This window comes from Kribbella antibiotica, assembly GCF_004349055.1.
GTDB lineage: Bacteria > Actinomycetota > Actinomycetes > Propionibacteriales > Kribbellaceae > Kribbella > Kribbella antibiotica.
Genome location: NZ_SMKX01000046.1, coordinates 39,692 through 52,954, shown reverse-complemented (window position 1 = coordinate 52,954; position 13,263 = coordinate 39,692). Strand labels below are relative to the sequence as shown.

General features: G+C 67.1%; 16 protein-coding genes. 9 read left to right on the top strand and 7 right to left on the bottom strand.

The window, feature by feature from the left end; genetic code table 11:
• Positions 1 to 1,088 (top strand): MMPL family transporter (locus E1263_RS17910; protein WP_165956660.1); only part of this gene is annotated, 1,088 nt, incomplete at its 5' end.
• 46 nt (positions 1,089 to 1,134) lie between these two features.
• Here E1263_RS17910 and yczE read toward each other — a convergent pair.
• A complete protein-coding gene (yczE, locus tag E1263_RS42765) occupies positions 1,135 to 1,794 on the bottom strand; it encodes a membrane protein YczE (protein WP_165956659.1) in 660 nt (219 codons plus the stop codon).
• A gap of 62 nt (positions 1,795 to 1,856) precedes the next feature.
• Between yczE and yczR the strand changes: the two genes are divergently transcribed.
• Both yczR and msrA read left to right on the top strand, forming a co-directional pair.
• Positions 1,857 to 3,299, top strand: coding sequence for a MocR-like transcription factor YczR (gene yczR, locus E1263_RS17900; protein ID WP_132168744.1), 1,443 nt, complete (start codon positions 1,857 to 1,859; stop codon positions 3,297 to 3,299).
• Positions 3,300 to 3,386: 87 nt separating this feature from the next.
• A complete protein-coding gene (msrA, locus tag E1263_RS17895; protein ID WP_132168742.1) occupies positions 3,387 to 4,025 on the top strand; it encodes a peptide-methionine (S)-S-oxide reductase MsrA in 639 nt (212 codons plus the stop codon).
• 24 nt (positions 4,026 to 4,049) lie between these two features.
• On the opposite strand, the gene E1263_RS17890 is transcribed toward msrA, so the two are convergent.
• Together E1263_RS17890 and E1263_RS17885 are read right to left on the bottom strand one after the other, a co-directional pair.
• Positions 4,050 to 4,808, bottom strand: a complete 759-nt coding sequence (locus E1263_RS17890; protein WP_132168740.1) for a class I SAM-dependent methyltransferase — start codon at positions 4,806 to 4,808, stop codon at positions 4,050 to 4,052.
• Positions 4,809 to 5,074: 266 nt separating this feature from the next.
• Complete coding sequence (locus tag E1263_RS17885) at positions 5,075 to 6,415, bottom strand: FAD-binding oxidoreductase (RefSeq protein ID WP_165956658.1); 1,341 nt, start codon at positions 6,413 to 6,415, stop codon at positions 5,075 to 5,077.
• 486 nt (positions 6,416 to 6,901) lie between these two features.
• Here E1263_RS17885 and E1263_RS17880 point away from each other — a divergent pair, with 486 nt between their 5' ends.
• Complete coding sequence (locus E1263_RS17880) at positions 6,902 to 7,345, top strand: hypothetical protein (protein ID WP_132168736.1); 444 nt, start codon at positions 6,902 to 6,904, stop codon at positions 7,343 to 7,345.
• A gap of 67 nt (positions 7,346 to 7,412) precedes the next feature.
• Here the strand turns inward: E1263_RS17880 and E1263_RS17875 are convergent, their stop codons facing one another.
• Complete coding sequence (locus E1263_RS17875; protein WP_132168734.1) at positions 7,413 to 7,976, bottom strand: histidine phosphatase family protein; 564 nt, start codon at positions 7,974 to 7,976, stop codon at positions 7,413 to 7,415.
• A gap of 95 nt (positions 7,977 to 8,071) precedes the next feature.
• Between E1263_RS17875 and E1263_RS17870 the strand changes: the two genes are divergently transcribed.
• Positions 8,072 to 8,485 (top strand): hypothetical protein, encoded by a 414-nt coding sequence (locus E1263_RS17870; RefSeq protein WP_132168732.1) that lies wholly within the window; start codon positions 8,072 to 8,074, stop codon positions 8,483 to 8,485.
• Positions 8,486 to 8,548: 63 nt separating this feature from the next.
• Here the strand turns inward: E1263_RS17870 and E1263_RS17865 are convergent, their stop codons facing one another.
• Positions 8,549 to 9,046, bottom strand: a complete 498-nt coding sequence (locus tag E1263_RS17865; RefSeq protein WP_132168730.1) for a DinB family protein — start codon at positions 9,044 to 9,046, stop codon at positions 8,549 to 8,551.
• Between the two features lie 93 nt (positions 9,047 to 9,139).
• On the opposite strand from E1263_RS17865, the gene E1263_RS17860 reads away from it, so the two are divergent.
• Together E1263_RS17860 and E1263_RS17855 are read left to right on the top strand one after the other, a co-directional pair.
• Positions 9,140 to 9,640: a GNAT family N-acetyltransferase gene (locus tag E1263_RS17860; protein WP_132168728.1), complete on the top strand. Its 501-nt coding sequence runs from the start codon at positions 9,140 to 9,142 to the stop codon at positions 9,638 to 9,640.
• Positions 9,641 to 9,670: 30 nt separating this feature from the next.
• Positions 9,671 to 10,405: a DinB family protein gene (locus E1263_RS17855; protein WP_132168726.1), complete on the top strand. Its 735-nt coding sequence runs from the start codon at positions 9,671 to 9,673 to the stop codon at positions 10,403 to 10,405.
• Here the strand turns inward: E1263_RS17855 and E1263_RS17850 are convergent.
• Positions 10,391 to 11,212, bottom strand: a complete 822-nt coding sequence (locus tag E1263_RS17850) for an AAC(3) family N-acetyltransferase (RefSeq protein ID WP_132168724.1) — start codon at positions 11,210 to 11,212, stop codon at positions 10,391 to 10,393. The two genes, E1263_RS17855 and E1263_RS17850, sit on opposite strands and share 15 nt — an antisense overlap.
• Before the next feature lie 47 nt (positions 11,213 to 11,259).
• On the opposite strand from E1263_RS17850, the gene E1263_RS17845 reads away from it, so the two are divergent.
• The gene (locus E1263_RS17845) at positions 11,260 to 12,000 is read left to right on the top strand and encodes a GNAT family N-acetyltransferase (RefSeq protein ID WP_132168722.1); all 741 of its coding nucleotides are present in this window, start codon (positions 11,260 to 11,262) and stop codon (positions 11,998 to 12,000) included.
• On the opposite strand, the gene E1263_RS17840 is transcribed toward E1263_RS17845, so the two are convergent.
• Positions 11,988 to 12,476 (bottom strand): NUDIX domain-containing protein, encoded by a 489-nt coding sequence (locus E1263_RS17840; RefSeq protein WP_132168720.1) that lies wholly within the window; start codon positions 12,474 to 12,476, stop codon positions 11,988 to 11,990. The genes E1263_RS17845 and E1263_RS17840 overlap by 13 nt on opposite strands.
• A 33-nt stretch (positions 12,477 to 12,509) precedes the next feature.
• Here E1263_RS17840 and E1263_RS17835 point away from each other — a divergent pair, with 33 nt between their 5' ends.
• Positions 12,510 to 13,262: a hypothetical protein gene (locus E1263_RS17835; protein ID WP_132168718.1), complete on the top strand. Its 753-nt coding sequence runs from the start codon at positions 12,510 to 12,512 to the stop codon at positions 13,260 to 13,262.
• The last annotated feature ends 1 nt before the right edge of the window (position 13,263 follow it).

Here is a 13,263-nt window from a genome sequence, read left to right as displayed (position 1 = left end):
GCCTCGGCCGGTTCACCGCTCGCCGCCCGGCACTCGTGGCAGTCGCCTCCGGCGCCGTGATGGTCGCGCTGGCCCTTGGCACACTGGGGATGAAGGTCGACTACGACGCCTTCAGCCAACTCCCGAAAGGCACCGAGTCCGCCCGCGCCGTCAAGGACCTGCAGGCCGGCTTCCCAGCCGGCGCACTCAACCCGACCACGGTCTTCGTGCGGAGCACCGACGGTACGCCGCTGGATCCGGCCGAGCTCACCCAGTACGCCGGGAAACTCGCGAAGGTCGACGGAGTCGGCGCCGTACTCCCGGCCGACGCGAAGGGCGGGCTGGCACTCCTCAACCCCGACAAGACGGTTGCCCAGATCAACGTCGTACTGAATGGGGCGCCATACGCGACGGCTTCACTGGATCTGGTCGACGGGAAGCTCAAGGACGTCGCGCATGCAGATGCGCCGGCTGGGACGACCGCGCTGGTTGGCGGCGTCACATCGAGCTACACCGACATCCGGGCCGCGAACACGCGCGATCTCTCGGTGATCTTCCCGGTCGCCGGCGGCCTGATCGCGATCATCCTCGCCCTGCTGCTGCGATCGCTGATCGCGCCGCTGGTGCTGATGCTCGCGGTGGTGCTGAGCTTCTTCAGCTCGATCGGGGCGACGGTCTTCGTCTTCCAGGGCATGGCGGGGCATGCCGGTGTGACATTCTCGCTGCCAATCATGCTCTACCTCTTTGTTGTTGCCATCGGCACCGACTACAACATCCTGATGATCGCGCGGCTCCGCGAAGAGGCTGAACGTGGCACCGATCCACGCGAGGCCGCCGACCTCGCGATCGAGCACGGCGGGCCTTCGGTCGCGTCCGCCGGACTCATCCTGGCCGGTACGTTCTCGTCGCTGATGCTCGCCGGGATGGCGTTGCTGACCGAGATGGGCTTCTCGGTCGCGGCCGGGATCGTCGTCTCGGCGTTCGTGATGTCGATCTTCCTGGTGCCGAGTGTGACCGCACTGCTCGGGAAGTGGGCTTGGTGGCCCCGCAAGATCAAGGTCCGTCAACCTGCCGCCGAGGACCGCGAACTCGAGTCCGTCGGCTCTTGAAGCAAGGGGATCCCCGGGCCCCCTGGTCCGGGGATCCCCTTGCCGTCTAGGGGGTCTTGAGGCGGACCGTGAACCAGGGCAGGAAGATCTGCAGCAGCGGCCCGACCGAGAGCGCATAGAGGACGGTGCCCAAGCCCACCACACCGCCGAGCAGGAACCCGATCGCGACCACGGTGACCTCGATCGCCGTACGGATCACGCGGACGCTCAGTCCGGTACGGCGGACCAGGCCCGTCATCAGGCCGTCGCGCGGGCCGGGGCCGAGCTGAGCGCCGATGTAGAGAGCGCCGGCGAGCGCATTGATGACCACTCCGGAGACCACGAAGACGATCCGGAGCCACAGGGCGCCCGGCTGGTCGACCACCGCCAGCGTGAAATTGGCGGCGATCCCGATCACGATCGCGTTGCTCACGGTGCCGAGCCCCGGCCACTGCCGCAGCGGGATCCAGGCCAGCAGGACCACGAAGCTGGTGATGATCGCGATCGTCCCGAAATTCAGCGGCACGTGCCTGGCGACGCCGGTGTGCAGCACGTCCCACGGGCCTGGCCCGAGGTGACTCTGGACCATCAGCGCCATCGAGGCGCCGTACAGGACGAGACCGACGTACAACTGGACGAGGCGGCGCGGCAGGTGGCCTGCTTTGAGCTGCTGAAGGGGGTTGATCGCGGCAAGCTGACGGGGAGGGGCTGCGGAAGTGGCGGTCACCTGCCCAGTTTGCGGGCCAACTGGCCTGGTGATCGATAGCCAATTGCGCAATAGTGGACTGCATGATCGGTCAACAGCTTCCCGCCAGCACCCTCGATGGCCTGCTCGGCAACTGGTCCACGGACGCCGGACCGGCGTACCGGGTGCTTGCCGACCGGCTCCGCCTGCTGATCGCGGACGGGCGCATCATGCCCGGCGCGCGGCTGCCGAGTGAGCGCGAGCTGACCGACGCTCTTGGAGTCAGCCGTACGACGGTGGCATCGGCGTACCGGGAGTTGCGGGACCGCGGCTACCTGGTGAGCCGGCGCGGGTCCGGGAGCGTGACCGCGCTGCCGTCGAAGGTCGGTCCGGAGCTCGGGCGGCACCATGCGCCAGGGATCGACACGGAGGGGTTGTACGACTTCACCTGCGCGGCGCCGGCCGCCGTACCGGGGATCAGTACGGCGGTCGCCGCGGCCTCGACGCAGTTGCCGGTGCACCTCGCGACGCCGGGGTATCACCCACAAGGGTTGCCGGAGCTGCGGGCGGAGGTTGCTGCCATGTACGACGATCGCGGGCTGCCGACGTCGCCGGATCAGATCATCATCACCGCGGGAGCATTGGCGGCGACCTCGATCGCGATCCGGGCGTTCACGCAGATCGGCGACCGGGTGCTGACCGAGAGCCCGACGCACCCGAACTCGGTGGATGCGATCCGGCGCAGCGGTTGCCGCGTTGTGGCCGCACCGATGAGTCCGGGCGGCTGGGACCTTCCGTTGCTGGAAGCAACCATTCGGCAGACGGCGCCGCGGGCGGCCTGGATGGTGGTCGACTTCCAGAATCCAACCGGTTGGTTAATGCCGGCGGCCGAGCGGCAGCAACTGGCGACCGCATTCGCGCGCAGCCGGACGACGGCGATCATCGACGAGACACTGGGCGAGCTCTGGCTCGACGGGCAGGAGATGCCGCCGCCGTTCGCCGCCTACCACCCGGAGGGCGTGATCACGGTCGGGTCGGTCAGCAAGTCGTACTGGGGTGGGCTGCGGATCGGCTGGATGCGGGTTCCGTCGTCGCTGGTCGCCCGGGTGCTGGATGCGCGGGCGTCGCTCGACCTGGGCGCTCCGGTGCTCGACCAGCTCGTGGTCGCGGAGCTGCTGCGCGACCGGGCCACCCTGCTGCCAGAGCGCCGGGCGGACCTGGCCAGGCGACGTGACGCGCTGGCTGCGGCGGTGTCATCAGAGCTGCCCGACTGGCGGTTTGAGCTCCCCGGTGGCGGGCTGTCGCTGTGGTGCGAGCTCCCTGAGCCCGTGGGCTCCAGTCTGGTCGGGGTGGCGCAGCGGAACGGCGTACTGGTCGTGGCCGGTTCACGCTTCTCCCCGGACGGTGGGCTCGAGTCGTTCATCCGGCTCCCCTACACGCTGGAGCCCGATGCACTCCGCGACGGCGTCCGGCAGCTGGCCGCGTCGTACCGGTCCCTCACCGGCACCCAGAGCAACCCAGGCTTCACCCCAGCGATGATCGCGTGACGTCATCGTCCCGTAAGGGGTGCGGGGAAGGTTCGCCTCAGTGGTCGTGTTGAGAGACTATGAGAGTCAACTGCGAGAGGCGTGAGAATGTCGTTCTTCAAGCGGAACACAGCCCTGGTCGAGCCGGAGCGTGCACTGCCCGGCCGCCCCACCGCCGGCTACAGCGTGCCGGCCGAGAACATCGTGCTGCACACACCGCAGACCGATCCTGCCCCTGAGGGGTTCGAGGAGGTCTGGTTCGGGACCGGCTGCTTCTGGGGCACCGAGGAGATCTTCTGGCAGCTCCCCGGCGTCTACACCACCGCAGTCGGGTATGCGGGCGGCTACTCCCCCAACCCGACGTACGAAGAGGTCTGCACCGGCGGCACGGGCCACACCGAGGCCGTCCGCATCGTCTACGACCCCACCAAGACCACCTTCACCGACCTGCTGAAGGTCTTCTGGGAGACCCACGACCCGACGCAGGGCATGCGCCAGGGCAACGACCTGGGCTCCCAGTACCGCTCCGCCATCTACTACACGACGGACGCCCAGCGCGCCGAGGCCGAACGCACCCGCGACCTCTACGCCCCCGTCATCAAGCCCCTCGGCTACGGCGACATCACCACCGAGATCGCCCCGCTGGGCACGCACTACTACGCCGAGGCGTACCACCAGCAGTACCTGCACAAGAACCCGAACGGCTACCGCTGCCACAGCAACACCGGAGCGCCGTTCCCCAGCTAGTCCTCCGGGCATCCGCCCGTCGCGCTACTTGCGACGGGCGAGGTGCACGTGCACCTGCGCGTCGAGCTCCACGCTTTCGGGCAGTACTTCGAGGGTCCGGCGGAAGACCTCGTCCCGGTCTGTCGGCGCGAGCATCACGTACGCCGACACCGTCGAGAGGTGGCCGACGTACTCCTCGGCGCTGATCGTCAGCCGCCGTTCGATGATCGTCTGCCGGACATCGGTGAACCACTCGGACTGCAGAAGCTCCGTCCCAGGCCACTGCATCGGCTGATCCGCAGGCGTCCCGTCGGGCGAAGGCACCCCGTCCTCCTCCAGGTACGGCGCCCGCGCCGCCCGCGCGATTTCCCTGAGCTCCGGGTCCGCCAACCCGACGGGTATCCCGAACGAGGCGAACACCCCGCCCGGCCGGACGAGCGCCGCCATCCGCTCCCAGCGCCCTTCCGGCTTGGTCCAATGCAGCGCAGCAGCCGAATACACCAGCTCGTACGACGTATCCAGCGGCAGGTCCTCGAACGCGGCCAGCGCAGTCGTCACATTCGCCGGCACGTGCTTCCGCATCTCCGCAAGCATGTCCGCATCCGGCTCCGTCGCCGTCACCGCAATCCCAGCCCCCGCGAACAGCCGCGTCGCCTTGCCAGTCCCAGCGCCAAACTCAAGCGCAGTCCGAATCGGCGTACCGGCGTACTCCGTCACAACGTCGACAAGCTCCGCCGAATACCCAGGCCGGAACCGTTCGTACGTCTCCGCCACCGACCCAAAACTCAACGCCCGCTCAACCATGCAAGCATCCTGGCAGCTCCCCCGACCCCACCGCCTGCCATTTTCCCTGCTCGAATCAGCCGCGATCCGGAAGCTGGGGAGTGTTACCAGTCGTTTCGGGTTCGTAGCGCTCCCCGGCACCAAGACGCCAGCCACCCTTGAGCACCCCTCAGTCGACTTCCGGCCCGATCCGTGACTGAACCGTGCTCAAGGAGGCTTGTCGCGGAGTCCGCGCGGAGACCGGCTGGCCGAACTTGGGGTGCACCAGCCGGTGCGCGATTGACTCGTCAGGTGCGAACGACCGACTGCGGGAAATCGAAGGCGTTGGCTGGGTCGTAGGACTGCACGGTGGACTTGAGACGCGCGCGGTTGCTGCCCCAGAACGCCGTACCCCAGTTGGTTTGTTCGGGGTGGATGTAGTTCACGTAGGAGCCGGATCCCGCCACCGGCGTGAGAGCGTTCTGTACGGCGGTGACGCCGGAACCGTTGCTGGCGTTCCAGGTGTAGATCTGGACGGAGGCAACGGCGGAGCGGTGCGGGTAGGCGGTGTCGGTCGCGCTGAGCGCCTTCACCTTGCCGCCGACACCGTCGAACAGAAGGACCATGTCGCGTTGGTTGCGCATGATGTCGACGACCTGGTCGGCCTTCGACTTGCTGAGGGTGGTGGCGAGCACGCGCGAACCGGCGCGGAAGGTCTCGCGCGTGATGGTGCCACCGGGCTCGGTATCGAGGTAGCAGGCCTGAATGGCCTTGTCGGCGCAGCCCGCGAAGTGCTGCATGGTGTTGAGGTAGGTGCTCTTTGTGGTCGTGCGCTTGCTCGGCGACGAGCCGACCGCGGAGACCAGCGTGTTGAGGTGCTTGTCGAGATCGCTGCTCGAGCCGGTCCACACGCCGGTGATCTCGTTACTGGGCGACGATCCGGCGCCGACGGACAATGTCGTCGTGAGACCGTCCGGCGCGTTGGACTGCCAGGAAGTCCACGAGGACAGGACACTCGCGGTCTTGCTCGCCGAGAACGCGAGCTCGAACCTGATCGGGCTGGGCGCCGGCGCGGTGCTGAACACGAACTCCGTGACGATCCCGGCGTGACCACCGCCGCCACCACGCAGCGCCCAGAACAGGTCGGCGTCCCGGTTCGCATCAACAGTGTGTACGGCGCCGTCCGCCGTCACGATCGTCGCGGACTTGAGCAGGTCACAGGTCAGACCGAAGGCCCGCGTCAGTACGCCGACGCCGCCGCCGAGCGTCAGTCCGGCGATCCCGACCGTCGAACACGTGCCACCCGGCAAAGCCCGGTTACTCGCGGCCAAACCGGCGTACACGTCGATCAGTTTGGCGCCCGCACCGATCGCCACGGTGTTGTCGGAGCGCACGTTGACATGTTTGAGCGCGGCGACATCGACCACCACACCCTGATCGGGCGTCGAGTAACCGGCATAGCTATGCCCACCCGACCGCGCCGCGAACGGCACCCCACGACCGGCCGCCTTCTGAATGCACGCAATAACATCAGCCTGGTTGGCCACCTGCGCGATCGCCGCCGGCTGCCGCGCCGGCAACGCGAGATTCCAGGTGCGCGCAGCCTCGGCGTACCCAGAGTCCCCAGGCCGCAGCAGCCTTCCACTCATTGCAGCCTTCAGGCCTGCGTAGTCGATGTCCGCGGCGGCAGCAAGCGCACTCCGAGTACCGACCGCAGCCGCTCCTGCAGCGGCCGCACCAAGCGCAAGAAACCGACGTCTACTGAATCCGGATCGGGTATTCACGGAATCCTCCGAAAGCTGAGTCGCGCTCCTCGGGGCGGAGTGCGCGGCGAATCCCTGGAGGCTACTGGCAGCCCTCACCCCAACGCGAGCAGTGACCACACGCCCGCGGCAAGCGCTTACCCGAGCGGCCTCAAGAATCTCCGCGCCCTCCTGCGGAATCCCCACCCATTCCATTCGCCGCAAATGAGAGCGGGCTCACACCGCACAGGCCTGCAACAGTTCCAGGTGTACCGATCAACGGGTAGTGGTCGGCGCGACCGCAGCAACCCAGGCGCACCGACCCGCCGAAAGGCCGTTCGGCAGGCACCACTACCCGTTCATCGGTACGGCGTCTGTGGCAGCATGCGCCGAATGGGTCTCTACATGCGTGCGGTCATCACCAGTTGGCCCGAGCACGAGTTCGCCGCCCTCGGCACATTCATCGGCGAGCAGGACGAAGGGTTCGTGGTGAGCGGGCTCGATTGGCCCGACTTCGAGATCCACGATGCGCGCGGAAACGCCGTATTGGTTGCTGATCTGACGCTCGGCGACGACGTCCGCGAGGAGCTTGCCGAAGAGCTGGAGGCCCTCGAGGACCTCGCGGGATCACCCGCCGCACGCCAAAAGGTCGAGTCGCACCTCGCAACCGCAACGGCCGTGGTCGGCATGCAGATCCTGATGTCGCGCTACGACGACTCCGTGGCCGCCGCCAACCAGCTCATCACCTTCCTCGAACGAACTCCCGGCGTACTGACCCAGGTAGACACCGTCGGCTGGTACGACGGCGACGACCTCATCCTCCAGGAACCCGAGTGACTACTCCGCCGGTCCTGGTTGAACTGAAGGAGTTCAATGAGCCGCCGAATGCATTTGCGCGGTGGATCTAGCTGGGAATCCCTGCTGGCAGGTGGCTCTCGTCGTTGAACATCAGGAGAGCTGCAGGGCGGTTGGGGGTGTAGCGGATCACGGTGAGGCCGCAGTTCGAGTGGTTGAGGGTTAGCCAGCGCCAGGGTGGGGCGTCGAGGGCGTCGCGGACGAGCCAGGCGATGAGGAAATTGTGGGTGATCAGGAGCTCGTGATTGCTGGTTGACGGACCGGTGAAACGGGCCACGGCCCGCTCAGCAATATGAGGGCCTTGGGCAAGTTCTTCAGGCGTTGCCTGGTGGAGGAAGTCGAGGTAGTAGTCGGCGGAGTCCGTGGGCAGCTCGTTCCGCAGCGGGACGTACGGGATGTGATCGCCGGCTTCTTCGGAGGCCTGCAAGGGTGCCTGGTGGTTGAGTAAGCGCGCGGTTTGGACGGCTCGTGGGAGCGGGCTGTGGTGGATCGTGGTGAACGGGATCTCCTTCAGGCGTTGGCCTAGGCGGGCCGCCTGATCGCGGCCGCGGTCGGTGAGCCCGGATTCGTCGGGGAGCGCCTCGGCATGCCTGGCGAGATAGAGATCGGTCATGGCGGTACGACGCGGGCTGCCAGGAAGTTGTTCGGGGCACCGTGATTGAATTCCGCGGGTCCGGGGGGGACAGCGAGAGAAGTGAGGAGCTCTTAGTGAGCAAGCTTGTACGTGCAGTTCTCGGCATCCCGGCAGCGGTAGTGCTGATCGCCGTCGGAACCACGGCCGTGGCAAACGCGACCGCCGGCACGCCGAGTGGAGCACCGCCGTCGGGCCTCGGGGTCACGTGTGTCTCGACGGCCGGGGCGAAGGCGTGCTTCGGTGACGCTGCCGACAAGGTGTGGGTGAAGGACACGAAGGCGAACGGCGAGTCCGCCGCCGGCACGATCTACAACACCGACTCGAAGTCGGACTGGTACCGCGAGTGCTTCAACACCCGCGGGGAAGCTGGCGGCTGGGTGGTGTGCGACTTCGACGTCCCCGAGAACCGCGAGGGACTTCTGTGGGCCGTCAACAAGCCCTTCGTCGGCAACGAAACCAGCACCAAGATCTGGACCACCCTCATCTGAGATCCCGGCCGTACGACGCCACCCCCGCTGTCCTCAAATAGCGGGGGTGACGTCGTTGCGCGCTCAGCCCATGGACTTCTGACCGTCGATGGCTTCGCGGATGATGTCGGCGTGGCCGGCGTGCTGGGCGGTCTCCGCGGTGATGTGCAGGAACACCCGCCGTACGGACCAGAAGACGCCCGGGGGCTGCCAGGGAGCGGAAGGAAGCTCGTACGACGCGTTGAGGTCGAGGGTGCGGACCAGGTCGTCCGTGGTCGCCGCTACCTTCTCGTACGCCGCCAGTACGTCGGCCAGCGTCTCGCCGTCGAGCAGCCGGAAGTTGTCGGTCCACTCGGCGATCACCTCGGGCGTGAATTCCTTCGAGGTGTCTTTGCCTTGGGCGAAGTCCTGCCAGTTCTTCTCGACCGCGGTCACGTGCTTGATCAGCCCGCCGACAGTCAGTTCGCTGATCGTGCTCCGGGTACTCGCCTGCTCGTCGGTCAGCCCTTGCGCGGTGTGCCGCAGGAAGTACCGGTGCTTGCCCAGGAAGTCGAGGATGTCGTCCCGCTCGTTCGTCGTCATGCTCCGACTCTAAAAGAAGTAGCGGCCAGTTGGTGTCCGCTATTCCAACGAAAACCAGAAGACTTCCCCGCCGCCCGAACCTAGTCTGCCGCCATGGAGATCCGCCCGCTGCAGCCCGAAGATCCGCCGGTGATCGCCGCCGCCTTCAAGGAGCTGGGCTGGCCCAAACCGGTCGAGCAGTACGAGCGCTACCTGGCCGAGCAGACTGAAGGCACCCGCGACATCCTCGTCGCCTGGGTCGACGGCGCGTACGCCGGCTACGTCACGGTCCGCTGGGAGTCGCCGTACGAGCCGTTCAATGGCATCCCCGAGATCCAGGACTTCAACGTCCTCCCGAAACTCCGCCGCCGCGGCATCGGCACCGCCCTCATGGACGCCGCCGAATCTCTCGTCGCCACCCGCTCCGACATCGTCGGCATCGGCGTCGGCCTCTACTCCGACTACGGCAACGCCCAACGCATGTACGTCCGCCGCGGCTACCTCCCCGACGGCCGAGGCCTCATCTACGACGGCCGCCAGGTCCCGCCCATGGAAACCGTCCGCAACGACGACTCCCTCACCCTCATGTTCACCAAACCCCTGAAGCGGACGTAGAACGTCCGGAACGCGGTTTAGCGTGGGTCTATGGCTGAGGACTTGGTGGATCAGGACTTCCGCGGCGGTTTGGTGCGGGAGGTCAACTTCCGGGATGCGCGGTTCGAGCGGGTCGGTTTCCGTGGGGCGACGATGCGCGGGGTGGAGTTCAACGACGCGCAGATCGATGGGGATGTCGAGGGGCTGGTGATCAACGGCGTCGAGGTGTGGCCGTTGATCGAGGCGGAGCTGGACCGGCGGGATCCGGAGCGGGTGAAGATGCGGCCCAAGGATGCTGACGGAGTCCGTACGGCGTGGGACGTCGTCGAGCGGTTGTGGGCGGGGACGGTCGAGCGGGCGCGTCAGTTGCCCGAGGAGAAGTTGCACGTGCGAGTGGACGGCGAGTGGTCGTTCATTCAGACCCTCCGGCATCTCGTGTATGCGACCGAGGTGTGGATCTACCGCGTGGTCCAGGGCGAGCCCGAGCCGTGGCACGCGTTGAGCCTTCCGTACGACGGCGCAAAGCCGCATCCACGGCTGCCCTGGGATCTCGACGTACAGCCGAGTCTTGACGAGGTGCTCGCGATAAGGCACGACCGGATGACCCGAGTACGCCAGTACGTCGACCAGCTGACCGATGCCGAGTTCAACTCACAAACCACCCCGGTCGAGGGCCCGAGTTGGCCGCCGGCGGATGCGTACGACGTCAAGATGTGCCTGGAGATCCTCCTCAACGAGGAATGGCAGCACCGCCTGTACGCCGAGCGTGACCTACAACTGCTTTAGCCGCTGCTGAATCGCGGCGGCGCAGCGGGTGTCATGGTCGCCCGTGCACAGCATCGCCGCCGGATCAGCGAGCACCAACTGCCGAGTCACCTCAAGAATGGCGGCGATCGGTATCCGGCGCGCACGGCAGTCGCCGATCATCACCTCAGTAGTTGCCGGACGCAACAATGGCTCCAGAAGATCGAAATGCTGACTCGAGCCCGAGATGTTCGGGAGCTCCGCCCACGACCCCTCACCGATCTTCGCGTACCGGTAGAACAGCGACCGCCCGAGGTGCTGCTCAGCCACGTGAATCGTCGTATTCGACGTGTGCCCGACCCCCAGCAGCAACACATCACCCCCAAGCGCCTCAATCGGCCCGAGAGGCCAGTCGAGACGCTGCCCCGCCAGCACTTCCGCCGCCCGCTCCCCCACAGCCAGCCAAGCCATCAGCGGATGCGAACTCCGCAACGGCGCAAACGACGTCCGCAGTACGTCGGGAATCTGCCCCAGCCACTTGTCGACCGGAAGATCATCCCGGTACGCCGTCGCCTCCGCCATGCCGGCGTCGAATGTCGCCCAGTCCTCCGCCGGCGGCCAAGCGTTGTCCGGCCGCTCCAACCCCGGCGGCACCCCAACCCCCGTCAGATCAAACGTCCAGCCCGGCATCAACACCGTCCCACAGGTATCCACCAGCGCCTGGCACACCGCCTCCGCCCCGCCCTCGACGTACCCGAAGGATTTCAGCGACGAATGCACCAGCACATCGGACGACCGATCCAACCCCAACTGCCGCAGTCCGTCCGTGATCTCAACCTGAGTGACCATTGGCCAAGCATGTCACCCAGGACCCCGACGCGCCTTAGGATTTCCCCATGCGTGAGCGGGTCTTGAAGGCAGCAGCGGAGTGGATCTTTGTGCCACCGGATGCCGTGGACGTCGTCACCGACGACTACCGGGCCGTTGTGTACGGCGGGCGCGGGCCGTCGGTGCAGTGGTCGTCGACGGTGCGGCCGCTCGATGCGGTGATCGCCGAGGTGCGCGCGCTGGGGCAGCCGGTGCAGTGGTGGGTGGATGATCGGACGCAACCGGCCGATACCGGGGAAGTCCTGCAGAGTAAGGGATTTCGCGAGATCGAGGTGGTCGAGGTGCTGGCGCGCAACTTGCCAGGCGACCTGAGCCCGCGGCTCGACGTACCGGATGATGTGGTCGTGCGGCCGGCGTTGGATGCGGCAGGCATCGAGGCTGCCGCGGCGGTGGACTCCGAGGTGTTCGGATGGGCGCCGCCGAGCCGGAACGAGCTCGACCACGAGATCGCCGCGGTCGCGCGGGGTGAGCGGTCACCGTTGCGATTCGTGGCGGAGATCGACGGTGAGATCGTGGGTGCGGCCGGCTACACCTTGCTGGGTGACGTGGTCGGCCTGTGGGGCGCCGCAGTTCTGGAGAAGGCGCGCGGCCGAGGTGTCTATCGCGCCTTGATCGCCGCCCGCTGCGAGGCCGCAGTCGCCGCCGGAGCAAACCTCGCGCTGGTCAGAGCACGCACAGCGACGAGTGCCCCCACCCTGCGCCGCATCGGTTTCGTTGCCTACGGCACCAAGCGCTGCTACCAGCTCTGAAACAACCCGGACGACCGATAGGCCGCATACAGGTCGAGCACCACCTGGGTCGGCGGGTGCAGTTCCTCCGGCGGCTCAGCGAAGAAACCGAGCTCCAGCACCTCGGATTCCTCGGCCTGCAAGGTGCCGGTCCACGACCGGGCCTCGAAGATCAGCGAGAAGCACTGCAGTAGGTCGCCGTTCGGATAAGACACCGTATGCAGATCACCCCGCGACAGCGACGCGAACGGCACCAGGGCCTCCGGCGCAACCACCAACCCGGTCTCCTCGAACAGCTCCCGCGCCGCCGTCATCCGGAAGCTGTCCCCCGGCTCGGAAGCTCCGGCCGGGAGCGCCCACAACCCGGAGTCCCGGCTCCGCTGGTACAGGATCCGCGAGTCCGCATCAACCACCAGCGTCTGCGCCCCGGGCGTCAGCAGGAGCCGCGATCCAACTTGCTGCCGAACTTCCCACAGGTACGAACCCTCAAACGTCATGAGCGCATTGGATCAGATGAGAAGGTTGGGCATGTGGCGGCATTGAAGCGGTGGACCCTGGCGGCCGGGCTCTTGCTGGGCCTGGTCTGGGCCGGCATCGTCTCGGCCTCGATGCCGAGCTGGTGGGACGCGGGGCACTCGTGCTTCGAGAAGCTTGGCCCACTGGTCGACCCGGATCCGACCGTGCACACCAGCTGGTTCCCGCCGTCCGCGACCTGCGACTTCGGCGGCGGCGACGTCCGCGACTATCTGTCGACCGCCCAGACCACCATCTTCTCGATCACCGGCGTCCTCGTCCTCGCCCTGATCGCCGCCGGCATCGCCTTCCAGATCCAATCCCTCAAAGGCGACCCCGGCCCGATCACCTCGGCCGAGGGCAAAGACCTTACCCGCAGGCACCGCAACCACCTCCTGTACGGCGCTCTCGACGTACTCGTGGTCGTCGCCATCCTCACTGCTCTCAACGCGGCAGCAATCATCTTCGGCGAGGTGGTCGGCGGCGTCCTTTTCGCAATCACCGCAGTCACCGTGTTGGCCGCCCTCGCCGGCGTCCTCGATCGCCAGACCGGTCCACTCCCCACCACCGCGCTCGCCAGTCGCCGCCGGGGAGCCGCCACCGGCGCGATCATCTTCGGCGTGATCTTCGCAGCGACCGCGCTCACCGGACAGCTACCGTTCTTCCGGCTCTGGGCCGCCCCGCTCGCCGCGATCACCTACGCCGCCATCACCCACCGGCAGTGGGCCAAGGCTGAGACGCCGAAGGCGGACGAGCAGGTCAGCACGTAAA